The following is a 19,982-nucleotide window of genomic DNA, read 5'->3' on the forward strand; positions in this document are numbered from 1 at the left end:
TTATTTAGACTTGGAATTGACGTAATACCTCTTTTAGTGATTCTGCTTGCTGTTGACTGACGGAAGTTTGTTGATGGACATCCCGGAACGCTTGGACGGAATGATTGATCTGTTCCGACATCGATTGTGTCCCTTGTGCCCCATCATTGACGGTGACCGCAACGTCATGAATGACACCGAGCATGTTTGCTGTCAGTTCTTGAAGTTGACCGGCTTGAGCAGCAAAATGTTCTGCTGCATCACCGAATAATTGCGCATCATCACGGTATTGAATCGAGGCATCTTCAAACAAATCATAGTCTTTGACGACCTTCGTATCGATGAAAGAGAGCATCTCACCGGATGCGGCATTCAAGTGTTCGACGGAATCGATGACCGATAACGAGACATCTTGGATTTGTTCAACAGTGTCCCGACTACTCTCGGCGAGTTTCCGGATTTCATCCGCGACGACAGCAAAGCCTCGACCGACTTCGCCGGCTCGTGCTGCTTCAATCGAAGCGTTAAGGGATAATAGATTCGTTTGCGCCGCGATTGAGAGGATCGCGTCAGACAAAACGGAAATTTCCTTGACGGCTTTTGCTCGTGTCATCGCATCCTCAAGTCGCGTTTTCGTTTCAGAGAGAATTTGAGTAGCGGTCTGTTTCGCTTCCGTGGCGACGACTTGAAGCGATTCAGCGCGACCACCAACTTCTTGGGCGCGTTTTCCATTCGCTTCTGCGCCAGAGACGATCTCATGAATCGTTGCTTCCATATCGACAGCGGACGAGTTCATCTCTTCGGCAGAAGCAGCTGTCTCCTGCATACCAGCCGATAAGTTTTCAATCGTATGTGAAGTCGATGCCATATCCTGATCGAGTTCACTGATTCGACCAGAGACATGTCGCGAGGTCGACACGACGTGGGTTGCCGTATCATCGACTTGGACAATGATTGTCCGTAAATGAGCGATGAATTGATTCATCGACTGGGCGATTTGACCAATCTCGTCATTACGCACGACGTCGAGTTGGGCAGTCAAGTCGCCACCCTGCGTTGCGAGTTCATGTGTTTTTGCCTGCAATTGACGAAGGGGACCAAAAATCGAACGTAAAATCAAGACAGTAAAAATGACACCGAGCAATCCAACGATACCAATGATCGTAAATAGCATTAGATGGGCAGTATTAGCAGCTTGCGTAATCGTGTCACCATTTGTGCTAGCCTGTTGATTGTTGAATTTCACGATTTTCGTCAATTGATCGGAAACAGCGAAGTAGGAATCACGACTGGCTCCTTCATAATACGTCACAGCTTCTTTTTGGGTTTCTGGTGTACTGAGGGCAAGAAGACGATCGGTCGTCTCTTTAAATGTTTGCCATTTCTTCGCAAGATCATCAAATAATTGACGATCAGATTTCAAATAGATCGTTTTTTCGTATTTCGCCAGATTCGCGTCAACGGTCGCTAAACCGTCTTTGACACGTTTATCATAGCCTGCTTTGATTTCTGGATCATTTTCTTGAATATGCAACAACTCGACACGCCGTAAATCGGATAACGCTGTATTCGTTTCGTGCGACAAGTTCAGACCAGGAATCCAGGAAGAAGTAATCGTTTGACTCTCTTGATCGACACGACTTAATGAGAATCCACCGTACAATCCGACCCCGATTAAGCTAAGCAAAAGGATGGAGGACAATAAGATAAGCTTCGTTTTAATCTTCATGTGATTCGCTCCTTTGTTTTGCGAGATGAACTATTCATTTTCTTGATTATATCGTCACAAGTAAAAAATTTACTTATTATTGAAAAAAATAAGTATCAAAATAGTTTTATGAAAAAATAGTTTGACAATTATCAGTAAATTCTGAAAAAATGGTAAAGAACTATAGATTACATAGAGGGGGTAACACGAATGGGAAATTCATTTAGTGACTGGATTGGTAAGGTGTCCGATTTTGTTTGGGGACCACCGTTACTCATCCTGTTGGTCGGTACGGGGATTTACTTGACGATTCGCTTAGGATTCATTCAAATTACCAAACTGCCGTATGCGCTGAAGCTTGCGTTTTCGAAACATCAGGATGACAAGTCAGAAGGTGATATCAGTCACTTTCAAGCATTAATGACAGCACTCGCTGCGACCGTCGGTACAGGGAATATCGTCGGTGTCGCAACCGCTGTTGTCCTTGGCGGACCAGGCGCGATCGTCTGGATGTGGTTGTCCGGTTTATTTGGAATGGCGACGAAATATGCGGAAGCGATTCTTGCCGTCAAATATCGCGTCGTTGATGAAAAAGGACAGATGGCAGGGGGACCGATGTATTATCTTGAACGTGGACTGAAGCAAAAATGGCTCGGTGTCTTATTTGCCGCATTCGCTTCGATCGCCGCATTCGGGATCGGGAACGGTGTCCAGACGAATTCGGTCGCACTCGCAATGAAATCGACGTTTGATGTACCACTTTACGTGACGGGGATTGCGTTGATGGTACTGACGGGAGTCGTTATTCTCGGTGGGGTCAAATCGATCGGGAAAGTTGTTAGTTTGTTCGTTCCGTTCATGATTTTCTTCTATGTCGGAAGTGGTCTACTGATTCTCGTCATGAACTATGACTTGATTCCAGGTGCGATCTCAACGATTTTCAGCAGTACGTTCTCAAACGAAGCCATCACAGGTGGGGCAATCGGGGCGGCGATTCGTTATGGTGTCGCGCGTGGTGTCTTCTCGAACGAAGCAGGACTCGGTTCCGCTCCGATTGCGGCAGCAGCCGCAAAAACGGACTTTCCGGGACGTCAAGCACTCGTCTCGATGACGCAAGTGTTCCTTGATACATTGGTTGTCTGTTCAATCACGGGTCTGACACTCGTCATGGGTGGACAGTTGGACACGAAACTAGAAGGCGTTGAGTTGACGACAGCAAGCTTTGAAGTCTTCCTCGGTCCTGCTGGAAAGTACATCGTCACGATCGGGCTCGTTATGTTTGCTTATTCGACTGTCCTCGGGTGGTCATACTATGGTGAAAAGTCGATTTATTATCTATTTGGTCAAAAATCGATCTTACCGTATCGTATCTTATTCGTTTTAGTCGCTGGAGCAGGTGCGATGACGACGAACTTGAACATGGTCTGGGCGATTTCCGATGTCTTTAATGGTTTGATGGCGATTCCGAACTTAATCGGCTTGATTGGATTGTCTGGCGTCGTCATTGCTGAGACACGACTGTTCCGCGAACAGTTGAAACGAGAAGAAGCGAATCGGAAAGTTTCGTAGTATCGTATGGATAGAAGAAGCACAACTATGCAGGAAGTGTTTCAACTAAATTAAAAGAAAGAGGCACGCTTCCGTGGAGATAGACTCGGAAGCGTGCCTCTTTTGTTTAGTGTAAAGCGAGGATGAGACATTCATTGTAAAAACTAGCGGTGAGACCATTGATTCTTCAGCTTTACCGAATCATTTCTTGCGATAGAGCATGAGTGACTCGTATGGACGTAACATGAGTCTTTGTTCGTCCGTCTGCATCTGCTTATAATTATGAAGCAACACCGTATAATCCGATCCATCACGAGGTAACGTGAACGTCGTCTCCGTCCCGTAGAAGTTCGAGACGACGAATAATTCTTCCTCGTCCGTTGCGCGTTCGTACGCCCAGAGTGACGAATCGTCTGGTGTCAACAGCCGGTACGTACCGTCCGTGAGCACGTCATACTGTTTTCGGAGCTGAATCAACCGTTTGTAATGGTGGTAGACCGAGTCCGGATCCGCTACAGCCGTCTCAACGTTGATTTGATCATGCGTCGGCGAGACCGGAATCCACGGTTCACTCGTACTGAAACCACCGTTACGTGTATCCGACCACGGCATTGGCGTCCGCGCATTATCACGCGATTTTTGACGAATCGCGGCAAGAATCTCTTCTTCCGCGACACCCTTGTCCCGAGCTTCTTGATAGGCATTTAACGTCTCGACATCGCGGTAGTCAGACAGATCCGTGAAGTCCGGATTTGGCATCCCGATCTCTTCTCCCTGATAGATATAAGGTGTACCTTGTAAGCCGTGAAGTGTCGTCGCGAGCATCTTCGCACTCTCGACGCGATACGTGACGTCGTCACCGAACCGGCTGACGACGCGTGGTTGGTCATGGTTACACCAAAAGATCGCGTTCCAGGCTTGTCCGTTCATACCCGATTGCCAATCCGAGAAAATCTGTTTCAGTTGCTTGAAATCAAACGGTGCTGCCGCCCATTTTTCGCCGTTCGGATAATCGACCTTCAAATGATGGAAGTTGAACGTCATCTTCAGTTCCTGATTCTCAAGCGATGAATAACGAAGGCAGTGCTCAAGCGACGTCGACGACATCTCACCGACGGTCAGGAGGTCGTGCCCAGCAAAGACTTGTTCGTTCATCTCTTGCAGGTAGTCATGAACGTTCGGTCCGTCCGTATAATACGCACGTCCGTCTCCACTAGGGTCGTTCGGAAGACCTGGTGTCTTTGAAATCAAATTGATGACATCGAGTCGGAAGCCGCTGACGCCTTTATCGCGCCAAAAGCGCATCATGTTATAAATGTCTTCCCGAAGACGTGGATTTTCCCAGTTCAGATCCGCTTGCGTTTTGTCGAACAGGTGCAAGTAATACTTGCCAGCTGTCTCGTCGAATGACCAAGCAGGACCACCGAATTTTGAGACCCAGTCGTTCGGCGTATCGCGCCAAATGAAGTAGTCATGGTAAGGACTATCCGGATGACGTCCTTCTTCGAACCAGACATGCGACGTCGAACAGTGATTGACGACGATGTCCATCATGACGGACAAATGACGTTGCTTTGCTTCAGCGAGTAACATCTCAAAATCATCCATCGTTCCATAAGACGGATCAATCGCGTAGTAGTCACTGACATCATAGCCATTATCGTTTTGCGGTGAGGCATAGACCGGCGTCAACCAGAGGTAATCGACACCAAGATCCGCCAAATAATCGAGTTTAGCAGTGACGCCGCGTAACGTACCGGTCGCTTTGCCTTCCGGACTGTAGAAACTCTTTGGATAGATTTGATAAACGGCGGATTTGCGCCAATCGGTTGTCGTGATCATCAGATACACACCTTTCTAGAATTACGCCGCTTTATTTAGGGCGGCTTTTTTTGCGCGTTTCGTTGAGACATAGTGGAACAAGAACGTACAGGCGACAGGAACGATGATCGCGATCACCATACCGACGATGAACGATAAAATCGAGCCTGGTACGATCGAGATGAAAGCGGGTAGCCCACCGACACCAATCGCAGGAGCGAGAACACCGCTGACAGCGATGAAGGCAGACGCGATGGCTGAGCCGACGAGTGCCGCGTAAAACGGATACTTGAACCGGAGATTGACCCCGAACATGGCGGGTTCCGTGATTCCGAAGTAGGCGGATAGGGCAGATGTCGATGCCATGTTCTTATCATTGACGTTTTTCGCAAGGAAAAGCATCGCGAGTGTTGCTGAACCTTGGGCGATGTTCGAAATCGCGATCATCGGCCAGATGAACGTCGTTCCGCTTTGTCCGATTAATTGTAAGTCGACGGCGATGAACATGTGGTGCATGCCGGTGATAACGAGTGGCGCATAAAGTGCACCAAAGAGCAAGGCACCAAGTAACGGAACGGCTTCGAACGTATTGACGACTCCGATCGTAATCCAGTCACCGACTTGACGCGTGACCGGTCCGATGACGGCAAGAGCGAGGAATCCTGTCAACGTAATCGTCGTAATCGGTACAACGAGTAATTGAATCGCATTCGGTACCCGTTTTTTAAGCCACCGTTCAATCGTACTGAGAACATAAGCAGCTGCGAGAACCGGAAGGATTTGTCCTTGATAGCCGACTTTTTCAATTTCAAAGAGACCGAGGATATTGAACGTCGGGATTTCACCTTTTAGGGCACTTTGTCCGTAGTTCCAAGCGTTTAAGAGGTCTGGGTGTACGAGCATTAAACCCATGACAATCCCGAGAATCTCACTTCCACCGAAGCGTTTCGTTGCTGACCAGCCGACGAGTGCTGGGAGGAAGACGAAAGCAGTATTTGCCATCATATTAATGAGGTCCCATAATCCTTGCAGATTCGGGTACCGATCAATCATCGTCTTACCACCAAATTCGATGCCGAACAGATTATTGATCCCCATCAAGAGACCAGCGACGATGATAGCAGGAATGATTGGCATAAAGACATCAGAAAAGACTTTGATCAATTTTTGGAATGGATTCATTTTTGCGGCACCAGACGATTTGACATCTGCGATCGTCGTCGCCTGTAAGCCGGTCAATTGAATGAATTCGGCATAGACTCGGTCGACATCTCCAGCTCCAATGACGATTTGATAAACACCAGCGTTTAAGAACGCCCCTTTGACGAGTGGGACTTCAAGTAAGGCTTCTTGATCAACGAGCTCTTGGTTCTTAAGCGTTAAACGAAGACGGGTGACACAGTGAGCTGCCTGTTCGACGTTCTCCTTGCCCCCGATGTTCTCAATGATTTGCTCTGCAATCTGACGATAGTTTGGTTTCATCTCGATGCTCCTTTTTGGAAGTGACATACTCGACCACTTTTGAAATGAAAACGTTTTCTTATCTGCGCATGTTTATCTTAACTTATCTATATAAGTTGGTCAAGAACTTATATAGATAAGTTGAATGGAATGAAAAAAGAGAGAACCCGTCATGTACGGATTCCCTCATCTAGCAGCGGATATTCAACGACGAGCAATATCAGTGAATTGAAACTTATCGAGACGATGGCGTGATTCAGTCCGTTCGAAATGCTGTCCTTCATAGAAATACGTATCGTTCGTGACGACGATGACATGTGTCATATCGTGAAGATCGAGTCGTTCTTGGTCTTCAGTTGTAGCCGGGCGAGCCTCGATTTTTCGTTTCGCGTAGCTGATCTGGCGTCCGAGTGTCTCCTCGATGTAGTGATAGATCGAGCCAGCAGCAATAGCTTTCGTTAATCCAGGAACGAGATCAGTCACGAAATGATTGATATCACGAATGACGCGTTCACCGTCAATTTGACGAATCCGCTCGACGCGTGTCACGTCTGTTCCTTGTGCCACATGTAATAACGCAGCGAGCTCAGCAGAGGCGGAGAGGACCTCACACGAGATGACATCCGTCTCGACGGTATGACGCCCCATCCGGCGATGGGCTTCCGAAAAGCTGACGATGCCATTGAACTGGAACTCAATCGCTTCTTGCGACAAAACGAAGACACCTTTCCCTTGGTGTTTGCGGACGAAGCCTTTCTCTTGCAGGGCATCAATCGCTTTTCGGACCGTCCCGCGACTTGCTTCGAACTCCTGCATCAGCTCTGTTTCTGACGGCAACTTTGTCTCAGCAGGAAGTGTCCCTTCCTGAATACGCTGCGCGAGCTCATGGTAGATGGTTAAATACTTCGGCATATCATCCGTCCTTTGCATTCAAATAGTGCTTTTAGTGTAGCATGGAACGATTGCAGGCATCAAAACAGCTCCACCTGTCGTCCGGGCATAATCCGGAAAACAGATGGAGCGTAGAAGTAGGAATGAGTGTCAACGAAGGGATGTCGAAAACGCTGTTCCTTTTTGGATGACATCTTGTTTTTCGTCGAGAACGTCACTTGTCAAAAGCTCAATCGAATCAACCGGTCGTTCCAAAATGAAGCCGAAGTTACCGCTTCGTGATTCGGACGGAGCATACGTCTTTGCGAGCGACTCTAAATAGACGTCGTCTTCAAGTGTCTTTTCGGTCGTAGTATCGAGTTTAAAGTGGGCGACCGGATTGAACGTGACCGGTTTATCACTTGTATTCTTGATTGTGACACGTGTCTTGATCAAATCGAAGGATTCATCGTGCGTGAAACCATGGAAGAAATCAATCATGCCGTAGCTTGGACGAGCATGAAAAACTTTGACTTCTTCGATCGTCATCTCAATCGGACCAATCTTTTGCGTTTTATTCACCCGTTTGAATTGTTTAAGCGTCAAATCGCCCTTATCATCCGTAACGGTCTGGTCGATTTTCGTTAGTTCACGATCGTCCGGGATTTGTGGGTTCGGGACATAGGCGCTTGTTTTTTCAAGCGATACCGGCTGCTCCTGTTTCGCAGACGATGGTTCTTTCGGTGTGTCTTGTGATGCGGAAGTGCCACAACCTGCGAGCACCGTCCCGAGCATTAAAGTAGCAAGTATCTGTTTCATGAACATTCCCCTTATTTTTTCGATTTCAAGAGATCGAAGATGATTTTCGCGTGATCGGTGTTATCGACTTGTCCTGCGAAACGTTCCTTAGCAGGACCGAACGCATAGACGGGTACGTCTTCACCTGTATGTCCACCTGTCGTCCAGCCAGTGTGCGAACGTTCGTTGAAGATTTCTTCGATCGCATTATCGATCTCGAGTAATTTTTTCGATTCAGCAGCGCGAGAGACGCTATCGATTTCTTTATCCGTTAAGGCGAGTTTGTCTTGATCGATATACGTCGTCAACGTCTTACGGACATCCGCACCATCGACGATTTTTTGCGCCATGAAGTCTGGTGTTTTCTTTGCCGCTTTGATTGGTTCGGCGAACCAGTTATAGATGCCGTCCGCGCCGATCGAGTATCCACCAGTTGAGTGGTCAGCCGTTGCGACGACGAGCGTATGCTTATCCTTCTTCGCAAAGGCGATTGCGGCTTTGAATGCGCGCTCGAAGTCTTCCATTTCACTCATGGCACCGACGATATCGTTGTCATGACCAGCCCAGTCGACTTGACTTCCTTCAACCATTAGGAAGAATCCTTTTTTATTCGTGTCGAGTCGCTTGATCGCAGAGTTCGTCATTTGAGCCAGCGATGGAACCGAGTTTTCGCGGTCGATCCGTTTTGGTAACCCGCCATCTGCGAACAGACCAAGGACTTGTTTATTTTTATCGGCTTTCAATTGATCAAGATCCGTGACGTAACTGTACCCGTCTTTCTTGAATGCTTTCGTCAAGTCGACATCCGGACGGACGAAGTTCGACTTTCCGCCGCCAAGCATGACATCGATTTTATGTTTCCCGTTGACGCGTTCCTTGAAGTAATCGTCTGCGATGGCGTTCATGTTTTTCCGGTTTTCATCATGGGCACCAAACGAAGCAGGTGTCGCATGTGTGATTTCAGACGTTGCGACGAGTCCTGTTGATTTACCACGTTCTTTTGCTGCTTCGAGGACGGTCTTAACTTCCGATTTATCATTATCAACCGCAATCGCTGCATTGTACGTCTTTACACCAGAAGACATCGCCGTCGCTGCAGAAGCGGAATCGGTGACGTTTTCCTTTGAATCTTCCGGATAAGTCATCTGTTGACCGACCAGATATTGATCAAACGCTGTTTTTTCAGCAACTGGTGTCGATGGATCGTTCTTTAAGTAACGATGAGCGGATGTATATGAGACACCCATTCCGTCGCCGATCAAGAAGATGACGTTACGGATTTCCGGTGATTTCACAGGTTTTGTCTTTGCTTCTGCTTCTGGCATCGAGAACATCGTGCTGAGGGAAAGAGTCGATAAGGCAAAAATCGGAATGATACGTTTTAATTTCATACAGGTTCCTCCTCGAAAGGTGATGGGGTTTGATAATCGATACGACCTACAAACTCCACATTACGGGTGAAATATGAAAACCATGTTTATCGTGTGTAAAGCTTTGTGAAGAAACGATGACAAAAAATGCCTCTTCTGAAAAGTCGTTTCAGAAGAGGCATATGTCTTATTAGCGATTCCACCCGATCATTCGACGGTAGGAACTGAATGTTGGCCAGGCAAGAATCACGATGGCGAGCCAGTAAAGCAATTGATTCTCGGATGCGATCAGACCAATGATACCTGCGAGCAAGATCGTCGTGTAAATGGAGAACGTGATGATGAGTGCCGGATGAAGCTTTGGGAAAATCGTGAAACGACCGAGCCGTTCGTTTGCTCCGCGAACATACAACCGGCTTCCGAAAAAGAGTAAAACGATCGTTAAAGCAAAATTGAATAAGACAGGATAAAGGGTATTCTCATACTGGAATAGTAAGGCGAACGGTGCTGTAATCGTCATCAGAAAATCGAGCGGTTTCGATAAATCGGTCTCTTTGGTTCCGAAACCGAGCAAGGCAACGGCATAGACGCTGAAATACGTAAAATAGTTCAAGAATAAGAAAAACGTTCCGAGTAATAGTTGTCCGATGATATCACCTGCGATTGTTCCTGCGAATAAGAAAATCGTTAGAATCGTCACATCAAATAGAAGGAACAGACCAAAATCTTGGAAGAGTGACGACCATGTGACGTAATCAAACGGATTGATATCGCCGAATGCTTGTAGCAATAACCAACTGATGAAGAAGCCGATGAGTGGGAAAACAATCAATGTCACGACACCAATCGCCCATTTGATCCAAAAGAGCCAGACCTTTGGGAATGGCAACGCATGTAAGATCACACTCCGACCACTTCCGCGCTCCGACCCGAGCATCAGGATGGCGAAGACGGCAATCAGAATTGCTGCGAATCCAGCAAAAAATGGACTGACGAGTACAGTGTTGAGTAAATCAGGTTGCTGAGACGGGTCGTATTTCTCGAACTCATTAATGACGGTATAACTACCAAATCCATAACTGAAGATCGCGAGCAAAATGAAACAAGCGAGTGGCCAAATGCCTTGCTTGATATGATAGCGGATCAATTGCTTAACCATGTCGTTTTCCTCCAAATGTCCCTAAGAAGTAATCTTCCATCTGTACCGGTAGTGCATCTTTTAATAAAGGATCCGTCGTTTCAAGATAACGTGCGCCTTCATCCGATAAGACGAGTAATGTCACGACGCGACCCGTTTGGGATAAGACATGGAGATCGGCGTGCGTAAGTTCTGGAACATCTTCATAGACGACTTGCCATTTTTGCATACTGGCTTTAGCATCGTCGAGTGCCTTTGGTTCGCGGACGATATGTTTTTCGATCGTCATGACGCGATCAGCGAGTGAATCGAGCTCTTCGAGTTGATGTGAGGCGATCAAGACGGCAGTTTGGCGCTCCGCAAGTAACGAGACAAGCTGCTTTAAGTAATCCCGTTTGTTGATCCGGTCAAGTCCGTCCGTCGGTTCATCGAGCAATAAGACGGGTGCATTCGTCGCGAACGCCAGTTGGAGAAGGAACAATTGTGCTTGTCCCTTCGATAAAGATGTGACGCGACGTCCACGATCAAGGTTTGAGGAACGACAGTAGTTTTCAATATACGTCTTTTCGAAGTTCGGATAGAACGCATTGTAGAAGTTGATTAATTCGCCGAGCGTCATCTGACGATAGACGGAGACCGAGTCCGGAACGAGAAAGAGATGCTCTCGCGTCTTTGGGACATGGTGGATTGACTCGCCACTCCATTCGACCTTTCCACGTGTCGGCTCAAGAGCACCGACGAGTGTTTTGAGTAATGTCGTTTTTCCAGCACCGTTACGACCAATCAAAGCAGTAATTGTTCCTGCTGGAAGGGTGAAGGATGCATTTTCATAAATCATGGTACGGTCAATTTGTTTCGTTAAATGAGAAACGGTCAACATGAGGAATCCTCCCTTATGTGTAAGATGAGTTGGTATAGTTCTTCGTTTGAAATAGAGAGTTCGTCGGCGACGGAACAAAGACGGATGAGTGGATCTTGAATAGCGGCTTGTTTGACTTCACTGAGGGGGATGTCTGAGATGAACGAGCCTTTGCCGCGCATCGTGACGATGAAGTTGCGGCTCTCGAGTTCCTGATAGGCACGGGAGACGGTGTTTGGATTGACAAGGAGTGTACCGGCAAGTTCACGGACGGATGGCATCTGTTCGCCAGAGCGGAGTAGACCACGGGCAATCGAGCGGATGATTTGCGTGACCAACTGTTCATAGATCGGTAACGGACTTTTCGGATCGACGGTGAACATTTCTTCACCTCCTTAAGTGTACTAATTCAATTAATACACCAATTATAGGAAGTGGATACCAATCTGTCAATGCTTCTTTTCGAGAAGACGATGACACCCTCTATCATAATATTTGCTATACTGACGACAGAAGAATCGCCAGGAAGGATGACCGAGATGTTGGATCGATTGAGTGCCTTAGAGGACCGTTATGAAAAACTGAATGATATGTTGGCTGATCCAGCCATCATTAATGATACGAATCAATTGCGTGAGGTTTCAAAAGAGCAGTCGCAACTTGCTCCGACAGTCGAAACGTACCGCATCTATCGCGAGAAGATGGAAGCTTATCAAGAAGCACGTCAAATGTTGACGGATCCGGAGATGCGCGACCTTGCAAAGGAAGAAGTCGCGATGCTTGAGCCGGAGATTAAAGAACTCGAAGCCAAGCTGAAAGCGTTACTTTTACCGAAGGATCCGAATGATGATAAGAACGTCATCGTTGAGATTCGTGGTGCAGCAGGTGGAGACGAAGCAGCCTTGTTTGCCGGGGATCTTTTCAAGATGTATTCGAAGTTCGCGGAAAAACAGAGCTGGAAGATCGAAATCATCGACGCGAGCTATACGGAGCTCGGTGGCTATAAAGAAATTATCTTCATCGTTAAAGGAACCGGTGCTTACTCGAAGCTGAAGTACGAGAACGGCGCACATCGCGTGCAACGTGTCCCGTCGACCGAATCCGGTGGACGGATCCATACGTCAACGGCGACCGTCGCCGTCTTACCGGAAGCAGAAGACGTTGAAGTCGAAATCCACGATAAGGATGTCCGCGTCGACACGTTCACATCGAGTGGACCGGGGGGACAGTCTGTCAATACGACGCAATCCGCTGTCCGTGTCACGCACGTGCCGACCGGAATCGTCGCGAGTTGTCAGGATGAGAAGTCGCAGATCAAGAACAAGGAAAAAGCGATGAAGGTCTTACGGGCGCGTGTCTACGATAAAATTCAACGTGAACAACAAGCCGAATACGATGAAAAACGGAAATCGGCTGTTGGAACAGGTGACCGCTCGGAGCGGATTCGGACGTACAATTTCGCCCAAAACCGGGTGACCGATCACCGGATCGGTTTGACGATCCAAAAGCTCGACCGGATCCTGCAAGGAGAGATGGATGAAGTCATCGATACGCTCGTCATGGAGTATCAGGCGCGGGCATCGGAGGCGGCAAACTGATGCGGATTGCAAAACGTTTAAATGATGCAAAAACGATGATGGAACAAGCAGGACGCGAGGGTTCGAGTGCCGAATGGTTACTCATGCACGTCTTAGAAGTCGACCGGACGGGACTCCTTGTCCGTCTATCGGATGAATTGACGCCGAAACAGGATTTACGATTCAGTGAATACTTGCTCGCTCATGTCCACGGGGTTCCCGTCCAACACCTCATCGGGTATCAACCCTTTTATGGACGAGACTTCAGTGTCACACCGGATGTCTTGATTCCACGACCGGAAACGGAAGAATTGATCGTCTTCGTCACGGAGCGTCTGAAAGATGAGACGTTCACGACAGGACAGATCGTCGATATCGGAACGGGCAGTGGCGCGATCGGAATCACGCTTGCGCTTGAACTCGAACAACCGGTCACGACCGTCGATATCTCACCAGCTGCAATCGCGGTCGCAAAGCGAAATCAAGCAACGCTTGGTGGAGACTTGACATTCCTTGAAGGAGACTTGCTAGCACCACTTGCGGACGATTCCGTGCGGGTACTCGTCTCGAATCCTCCTTATATCGAGGAAGAAGAATTACTCAGTGAGGTCGTATTCGACCATGAACCACATCTCGCCCTGTTCGGCGGAAAAGACGGTCTTGTCTTTTACCGACGTCTCGTCGAAGAGAGTGGACGGGTCCTACGCCATGATTTTCGACTGATTGCGTTTGAAATTGGACACAATCAAGGACCAGAAGTGCAAATGATGTTAAAAGAACGTTATCCAAATGCGGAAACGGGTATTTTAAAAGATATAAACGGTAAAGACCGTATCGTGTATGCGGAACGAAAGGATTGTACAGCGTGAAGACGGAAATGATTGACTTACAGACAATGGATGAAGCAGTGAGGTTATTGCAGGAAGGAGAGGTCGTAGCGATGCCGACCGAGACCGTCTATGGTCTCGCAGGGGACGCCACGAACGAAGCGGCTGTTCGGCGAATCTTCGCCGCGAAGGGTCGACCTTCTGACAATCCGTTGATTGTCCATGTCGCATCCGTAGAACAGGCACATCAGTTCGTCACGCACATTCCAGATGTCGCGGCACGTTTGATGGAGGCGTTTTGGCCAGGAGCCTTGACGATCATCCTTGAATCGAACGGCACCGCATCCACACTCGTCACAGCAGGACTAGATACGATCGGATTACGGATGCCAGACCATCCGCTCGCGCTTCAGTTAATTGAAGCGACAGGGTTGGGTCTCGCAGCACCGAGTGCCAACCGTTCCGGAAAACCTTCACCGACGTCATCTGCGCATGTCGCACATGACCTCTCGGGACGCATCGCTGCGATCGTCGATGGAGGGGAAACGGGCATCGGGGTCGAATCGACTGTCATCGATTGTACGATGATGCCGCCGGCGATTTTACGACCGGGTGGCGTGACACGCGAACAAATCGAGACAATCATCGGTCCTGTCACACTCGATCCTGCCTTATCGATGAAAGATGTTACACCGAAGGCACCCGGGATGAAATATACCCACTATGCGCCGGAAGCCACACTGTCCGTCGTTGAAGGGGATCTCTCATTCTTACAGCAACTCATCGATGATGCACGACAAACCGGACACAAGACGGGCGTTCTTTTGTTTGATGGGGAGGACGTCGACGCAGATGTTCGCTGCTCCCTTGGTAATTCGATGGAGACGGCGGCACAACGTCTTTACGATTGTTTACGGCGATTTGATCAGACGACGGTGGATCAGATTTTTGTACGAGACCTATCAGAAGAAGGGGTGGGGCTTGCGGTCCGCAACCGCCTCCATAAAGCAGCAGGTGGTCGGGTCATTCGCCCTTGAAGAAGGAGGATACGGAGATGAGCACACGTCGCGTTTTATTCATCTGTACAGGAAATACATGCCGTAGCCCGATGGCGATGGCGTTACTACGCTCGAAAGTCGCTGATCAGGAATTTGACGTCCGTTCAGCAGGACTACGTTCGATGCAAGGGTTCGATGCGTCCGAAAACGCATTACAAGTGTTACGCGAACGCGGAATCGAACTCGAGCACTATACGCAAGTCTTTGATGATGTACTCGGACGCTGGTCCGACATCATCTTGACGATGACGCGTCAGCACAAGCAAGAAGTCGGTGAACGGTATCCGGAACTGAAAGAACGGACGTTTACCTTATACGAATACGTGACAGGGCTTGAACGAGATATCAACGACCCGTACGGCGGATCGATGAACGTCTATCGTCAAGTACGCAATGAACTCGAACCCCTCGTCAACCGTCTTGTGTTAAAATTGACGCAGAACGGAAACGGAAGAAAAGCTCCGGATACACGGAAACTTCCGAAAAAACAACCTAAACAAACGGGGGAATAGTAAAGATGAAAGTAGCAATCGGCGCGGATCATGGCGGTTTTAAGTTAAAGGCAGAAATCAACGATCTCTTACAAGAGCTCGGCATCGAATATACGGACTTCGGTACGTATTCGTCCGACTCAATTGATTATCCGGATGTAGCGATTCCCGTCGCTGAGGCAGTCGCGAACGGAGAGTTTGATCGCGGCATCTTGATTTGTGGCACAGGTATCGGGATCGGTATCGCAGCGAACAAGGTCAAGGGTATTCGAGCAGCACTCGTCCATGATACGTTCAGTGCGAAAGCGACGCGTCAACACAACAACTCGAACATCTTAACGATGGGCGAACGCGTCATCGGTCCAGGACTGGCACGCGAGATCGCACAGCTTTGGCTTGAGACAGAATTCGAAGGCGGTCGCCATGAGAACCGCGTTTGCAAAATCTCAGATTATGAGGTGAAGTAATGGACGTAACACGCATCCAGCACGATTTAGAAGAAGCACTGAACGCTCTGGATGAACGATTTTCCTTAAAAGGAAAATTGCTCGTGATTGGCTGTTCGACGAGTGAGGTCATCGGTAAACAGATCGGCAAAGCCGGTTCACCAGAAGTCGCAGACGCGTTATTTGACGTCTTCGATGCCTTCCGTCGGTCGCATCAAGTCGATCTCGCTTTCCAAGGTTGTGAGCACATCAACCGGGCGTTGACATTAGAACGGCAAACGGCAGAGCGACTCGGACTCGATCCAGTAACCGTCGTTCCCGTACCAGAAGCCGGTGGATCGATGGCGAGTGCTGCCTATCAGCGGTTCTCGGCACCGGTCGTCGTCGAAACGATTCAGGCAGATGCCGGGATTGATATTGGTGACACGTTCATCGGGATGCACTTGAAGGCTGTTGCGATTCCGGTGCGTTTGCCGCACAAGGAAATTGGTGAGGCACACGTGACGGCAGCCGTGACACGACCGAAATTAATCGGTGGCGCACGTGCTAAATACGAATGATTGATGCAAGGGGTTGCGCACCCCTTGCTTTTTTGATGTTGTTTTAGGGGATGCCGGGAACGAAACATTCGTGTTAAGATAGGTCTATCGAAATGAAATGGGGGAATTCAGATGGAACAAACACCGCTTACGTATCTGAAACAACAAGATGAGGCACTCTTTTCGGCAATGCGCCAGGAACTAGGTCGTCAACGCGATAACATCGAATTGATCGCATCCGAGAACTTCGTCTCGCAAGCTGTCATGGAAGCACAAGGCAGCGTCTTGACGAACAAGTACGCAGAAGGTTATCCAGGTCGCCGTTATTATGGTGGCTGTGAGTACGTCGATCTCGCTGAGAATCTCGCACGTGACCGCGCGAAGGAAATCTTCGGTGCAGAACACGCAAACGTGCAACCACACTCTGGTGCACAAGCGAACATGGCGGTTTACTTCACGATTCTTGAACAAGGCGATACGGTCCTCGGGATGAATCTGTCACACGGTGGCCATCTGACACACGGTAGTCCCGTCAATTTCTCCGGTGTCCAGTATAACTTCGTGGAATACGGTGTCGATCAAGAGACAGAGATGATTGATTACGATGTCGTCGCGAAATTAGCAGAAGAGCATAAACCAAAATTAATCGTCGCGGGCGCATCGGCGTATCCGCGCGTCATCGACTTCAAACGTTTCCGTGAAATCGCGGACAGTGTCGGTGCTTACTTGATGGTCGACATGGCGCATATCGCGGGACTCGTCGCAGCTGGTCTGCATCCGAACCCAGTCGAGCATGCACACTTCGTCACGACGACGACGCATAAGACGTTGCGTGGTCCACGTGGTGGAATGATCCTCTGTAAAGAAGAGCATGCGAAAGCGATCGATAAAGCCATCTTCCCAGGGATCCAAGGTGGTCCACTCATGCACGTCATCGCTGCAAAAGCTGTTGCATTCGGTGAAGCACTTGCACCAGAGTTCAAGGACTACATCGGTCAAGTCGTCACGAACGCAAAAGTTCTCGGTGAAGAATTGACGAAGCGTGGTCTCCGAATCGTCTCAGGCGGAACGGACAATCACTTGCTCCTCGTCGACTTGCAACCACTCGGTATCACAGGAAAACTTGCAGAGCACGCGCTTGATGAAGCAGGTATCACAGTCAACAAGAACACGATTCCGTTCGACCCAGCGAGCCCGTTCGTTACGAGCGGTATCCGGATCGGAACGGCAGCGATGACATCACGCGGCTTTAAAGAAGCAGAGATGAAAGAAATCGCAGAGTTGATTGAACTCGTCTTGAATCACCCAGAAGAAGCAGACGTTCTCGCACAAGCACGTGAGCGTGTCGTTGCCTTGACAGGTCGTTTCCCACTCTACCCAGAGCGCGGATGATTGTCATCCCCTTCGTCCTTTTCGTTATGAGAAGGGGGAAGGGGATTTTTTATTTGTCTTAAAAGAAAGGAGGAGCACGATGCATATTCTAGTCGTAGAAGATGACCCGCATATTCAAGCACTCGTCGTATCGACGTTACAAGCTGACGGTCATTCCGTGCAAGCGACAGCAGACGGAAACGAGGCGCTCACTTGGATTGATACGATGACGTTTGAAGCAGCAGTGCTCGACGTCTTGATTCCGGGTCAGACCGGTCTTGTTCTATGTAAGCAGTTGCGGCAAAACGGGGATATCCCGATCCTGATGCTGACGGCACTCGGTGAACTGACAGATAAGCGGGACGGTTTTGCAGCAGGTGCCGATGATTACATCACGAAACCGTTTGATCCGGAAGAACTGCTGTTTCGGCTCCACGCTGTTGCTAGGCGCTATCAAAAAGCGGCACAACCCGTCTTACATCTCGGGGACGTCACGATCGATAAACGTAGCCAACTCGTCACGATCCAGTCAACCGAGTGGACGTTACCACGGCGTGAGTTCGAATTATTACATCAGTTGGCCAGTTTTCCAGGACGTGTCTTCAGCCGAGAGGAATTGATCGAACACGTTTGGGGTCTTGATTTCATGGGGGACGACCGAACGATTGATGTCCATATCAAACGACTCCGTGGACGTTTGAAAGAAACGAAGCAAGTGAAGATCGAAACGGTCCGCGGACTCGGGTACCGGTTGGAGGTCGACGCATGAGATCCCTCTATACGAAGATTGTTGGACTCGTCTGCGTCGTCTTACTCGTGTCGGCACTACTCGCACTTTTAATCAGTAACATTGCCTACTATTCATTCTGGCAGGACAGCTATAGCCAAAAAGTCGAGGAAGCGGTCGAGACAGCAATCGATTATTACGAGACGCACGGGGATGGAAAAACGGAATCGTTTTATCAGATGTTGCAAGCGACCGGCTTTCAACTGTATGTGCGAACCGACGACGGAATCGAGCGGTATGGAAATACGTTTCGTGATGAAGCTCTTTCGAATCAAGTCGTCAAGCAAGTGAAGGAGGGACAACCGTACTACGGCATGCGTGAGTACCCGTTTCATCTTTTCTTACTCGGTTTGTTTGATAACGAAGTCATCAATACGTACGGGACGTCAGTCAAGACGGCGCAAGGAACGGATGCGATTTTCGTTCGCCCGGACTTGAGTCGACAAATCCGCGAACTGCATCTGTTCGTCGGTCTGTTTCTCGCACTGCTTGTCGTCATTAGCTTCCTCTTGCTCGTCTTCTCCATTCGTTATCTCGTTCGTCCAATCCGTCGACTGACAAAAGCGACGGAACAGATGGCGGACGGGGACTACGGAATTCGCGTCGGAACGAAAGCGAGCGATGAGATCGGTGAACTGTCTCGCCGGTTTGATGAGATGGCAACAGCAGTCGATGCGTCCGATACAGAACGACGCCGGTTCGTTGCGAACGTCTCACATGAATTTCAGTCACCACTGACGACAATCTCAGGGTACGCAGGGCAACTCCATGTGACCGGAGAAGACGTCACGAAACGGACGATCATTCAACAAGAAGCGGAGCGGATGTCAGAGTTGACGCGTCAATTGTTGATCTTAGCGAAGCTCGATGAAGGACGACGCTTCAAACGACAAGCCCTTCATCTACGAACGAGTCTTGAAACGACACTAACAACACTTGCTTTTCAACTTGATGAGCAAGGGATTGCGGTCGCGCTTGATGTACCAGCAACATTACAGATTCAAGCAGACGCTGGTGCGCTTGAACATATCTTCCAGAACGTCATTCGAAATGCCATCTCGGTTTCAGTCGAAGGAGCGACGATTCACATTCAAGCGCGAGAACAAGCAAATCAGGTCATTGTCCGAATCCAGGACGAAGGACCGGGCATGACCGAACAACAGATCGCACACGCCTTCGAACGTTTTTATCAAGGGGATGCTGCCCGGTCGTCACGCGGTACGGGACTTGGTCTCGCCATCGTCAAAGAGACGATGTGTCAACTCGGTGGGGATGCAAGCTTGTCGACTGACACATCCGGTCTGACCGTAACGTTAACTTTTTTACGCGCGTGA

The 19,982-nt window shown here is 48.9% G+C and carries 19 protein-coding genes; 10 read left to right on the forward strand and 9 right to left on the reverse strand.

The genetic code is table 11. From position 1 onward, the window contains the following. Positions 1-4: 4 nt before the first annotated feature. Positions 5-1,708, reverse strand: a complete 1,704-nt coding sequence (locus ACV3PA_RS04360) for a methyl-accepting chemotaxis protein (protein ID WP_456125697.1) — start codon at positions 1,706-1,708, stop codon at positions 5-7. Positions 1,709-1,897: 189 nt separating this feature from the next. Between ACV3PA_RS04360 and ACV3PA_RS04365 the strand changes: the two genes are divergently transcribed. Then, positions 1,898-3,256: an alanine/glycine:cation symporter family protein gene (locus ACV3PA_RS04365; RefSeq protein ID WP_053454420.1), complete on the forward strand. Its 1,359-nt coding sequence runs from the start codon at positions 1,898-1,900 to the stop codon at positions 3,254-3,256. A 180-nt stretch (positions 3,257-3,436) separates the two neighbouring features. Here ACV3PA_RS04365 and treC read toward each other — a convergent pair whose 3' ends face one another. The 8 genes from treC to ACV3PA_RS04405 form a co-directional block, all read right to left on the reverse strand. Continuing rightward, positions 3,437-5,077, reverse strand: a complete 1,641-nt coding sequence (treC, locus tag ACV3PA_RS04370) for an alpha,alpha-phosphotrehalase (RefSeq protein WP_456125698.1) — start codon at positions 5,075-5,077, stop codon at positions 3,437-3,439. A gap of 21 nt (positions 5,078-5,098) precedes the next feature. After that, positions 5,099-6,538, reverse strand: coding sequence for a PTS system trehalose-specific EIIBC component (gene treP, locus ACV3PA_RS04375; RefSeq protein WP_174316669.1), 1,440 nt, complete (start codon positions 6,536-6,538; stop codon positions 5,099-5,101). A 183-nt stretch (positions 6,539-6,721) separates the two neighbouring features. Next, positions 6,722-7,429 (reverse strand): trehalose operon repressor, encoded by a 708-nt coding sequence (treR, locus tag ACV3PA_RS04380; protein WP_456125699.1) that lies wholly within the window; start codon positions 7,427-7,429, stop codon positions 6,722-6,724. 129 nt (positions 7,430-7,558) lie between these two features. Further along, positions 7,559-8,206 (reverse strand): DUF4352 domain-containing protein, encoded by a 648-nt coding sequence (locus ACV3PA_RS04385; protein WP_456125700.1) that lies wholly within the window; start codon positions 8,204-8,206, stop codon positions 7,559-7,561. A gap of 11 nt (positions 8,207-8,217) precedes the next feature. Beyond that, complete coding sequence (locus ACV3PA_RS04390) at positions 8,218-9,576, reverse strand: alkaline phosphatase (protein ID WP_053454416.1); 1,359 nt, start codon at positions 9,574-9,576, stop codon at positions 8,218-8,220. Between the two features lie 169 nt (positions 9,577-9,745). After that, positions 9,746-10,714 (reverse strand): hypothetical protein, encoded by a 969-nt coding sequence (locus ACV3PA_RS04395; RefSeq protein ID WP_053454415.1) that lies wholly within the window; start codon positions 10,712-10,714, stop codon positions 9,746-9,748. After that, entirely contained in the window at positions 10,707-11,573 is an 867-nt protein-coding gene (locus ACV3PA_RS04400; RefSeq protein WP_053454414.1) for an ATP-binding cassette domain-containing protein, read from the reverse strand. The genes ACV3PA_RS04395 and ACV3PA_RS04400 overlap by 8 nt, the downstream gene beginning before the upstream one ends. Beyond that, positions 11,567-11,935, reverse strand: a complete 369-nt coding sequence (locus ACV3PA_RS04405; RefSeq protein WP_023469524.1) for a GntR family transcriptional regulator — start codon at positions 11,933-11,935, stop codon at positions 11,567-11,569. The genes ACV3PA_RS04400 and ACV3PA_RS04405 overlap by 7 nt, the downstream gene beginning before the upstream one ends. Before the next feature lie 156 nt (positions 11,936-12,091). Here ACV3PA_RS04405 and prfA point away from each other — a divergent pair, with 156 nt between their 5' ends. From prfA to ACV3PA_RS04450, 9 genes are all read left to right on the forward strand, one after another. Further along, positions 12,092-13,150 carry a peptide chain release factor 1 gene (prfA, locus tag ACV3PA_RS04410; RefSeq protein ID WP_053454413.1) on the forward strand — a complete coding sequence of 353 codons (1,059 nt, stop codon included), beginning with the start codon at positions 12,092-12,094 and terminating at the stop codon, positions 13,148-13,150. Next, entirely contained in the window at positions 13,150-13,998 is an 849-nt protein-coding gene (gene prmC / locus ACV3PA_RS04415; RefSeq protein ID WP_456125701.1) for a peptide chain release factor N(5)-glutamine methyltransferase, read from the forward strand. The genes prfA and prmC overlap by 1 nt, the downstream gene beginning before the upstream one ends. Then, positions 13,995-14,993 carry an L-threonylcarbamoyladenylate synthase gene (locus ACV3PA_RS04420; protein WP_053454411.1) on the forward strand — a complete coding sequence of 333 codons (999 nt, stop codon included), beginning with the start codon at positions 13,995-13,997 and terminating at the stop codon, positions 14,991-14,993. The genes prmC and ACV3PA_RS04420 overlap by 4 nt, the downstream gene beginning before the upstream one ends. 17 nt (positions 14,994-15,010) lie before the next feature. Beyond that, the gene (locus ACV3PA_RS04425; RefSeq protein WP_023469513.1) at positions 15,011-15,526 is read left to right on the forward strand and encodes a low molecular weight protein arginine phosphatase; all 516 of its coding nucleotides are present in this window, start codon (positions 15,011-15,013) and stop codon (positions 15,524-15,526) included. A gap of 5 nt (positions 15,527-15,531) precedes the next feature. Then, on the forward strand, positions 15,532-15,972 hold the full coding sequence (gene rpiB / locus ACV3PA_RS04430) for a ribose 5-phosphate isomerase B (protein ID WP_050676957.1): 441 nt from the start codon (positions 15,532-15,534) through the stop codon (positions 15,970-15,972). After that, complete coding sequence (locus ACV3PA_RS04435; protein WP_050676956.1) at positions 15,972-16,511, forward strand: TIGR01440 family protein; 540 nt, start codon at positions 15,972-15,974, stop codon at positions 16,509-16,511. The genes rpiB and ACV3PA_RS04435 overlap by 1 nt, the downstream gene beginning before the upstream one ends. A gap of 111 nt (positions 16,512-16,622) precedes the next feature. Continuing rightward, positions 16,623-17,882, forward strand: coding sequence for a serine hydroxymethyltransferase (gene glyA, locus ACV3PA_RS04440; protein WP_050676955.1), 1,260 nt, complete (start codon positions 16,623-16,625; stop codon positions 17,880-17,882). A 79-nt stretch (positions 17,883-17,961) separates the two neighbouring features. After that, the gene (locus tag ACV3PA_RS04445) at positions 17,962-18,630 is read left to right on the forward strand and encodes a response regulator transcription factor (protein ID WP_053454410.1); all 669 of its coding nucleotides are present in this window, start codon (positions 17,962-17,964) and stop codon (positions 18,628-18,630) included. After that, positions 18,627-19,982, forward strand: coding sequence for a sensor histidine kinase (locus ACV3PA_RS04450; protein WP_456125702.1), 1,356 nt, complete (start codon positions 18,627-18,629; stop codon positions 19,980-19,982). Before ACV3PA_RS04445 ends, ACV3PA_RS04450 begins: the two co-directional genes overlap by 4 nt.

It is taken from the genome of Exiguobacterium sp. EA-TM-5 (genome assembly GCF_053878415.1).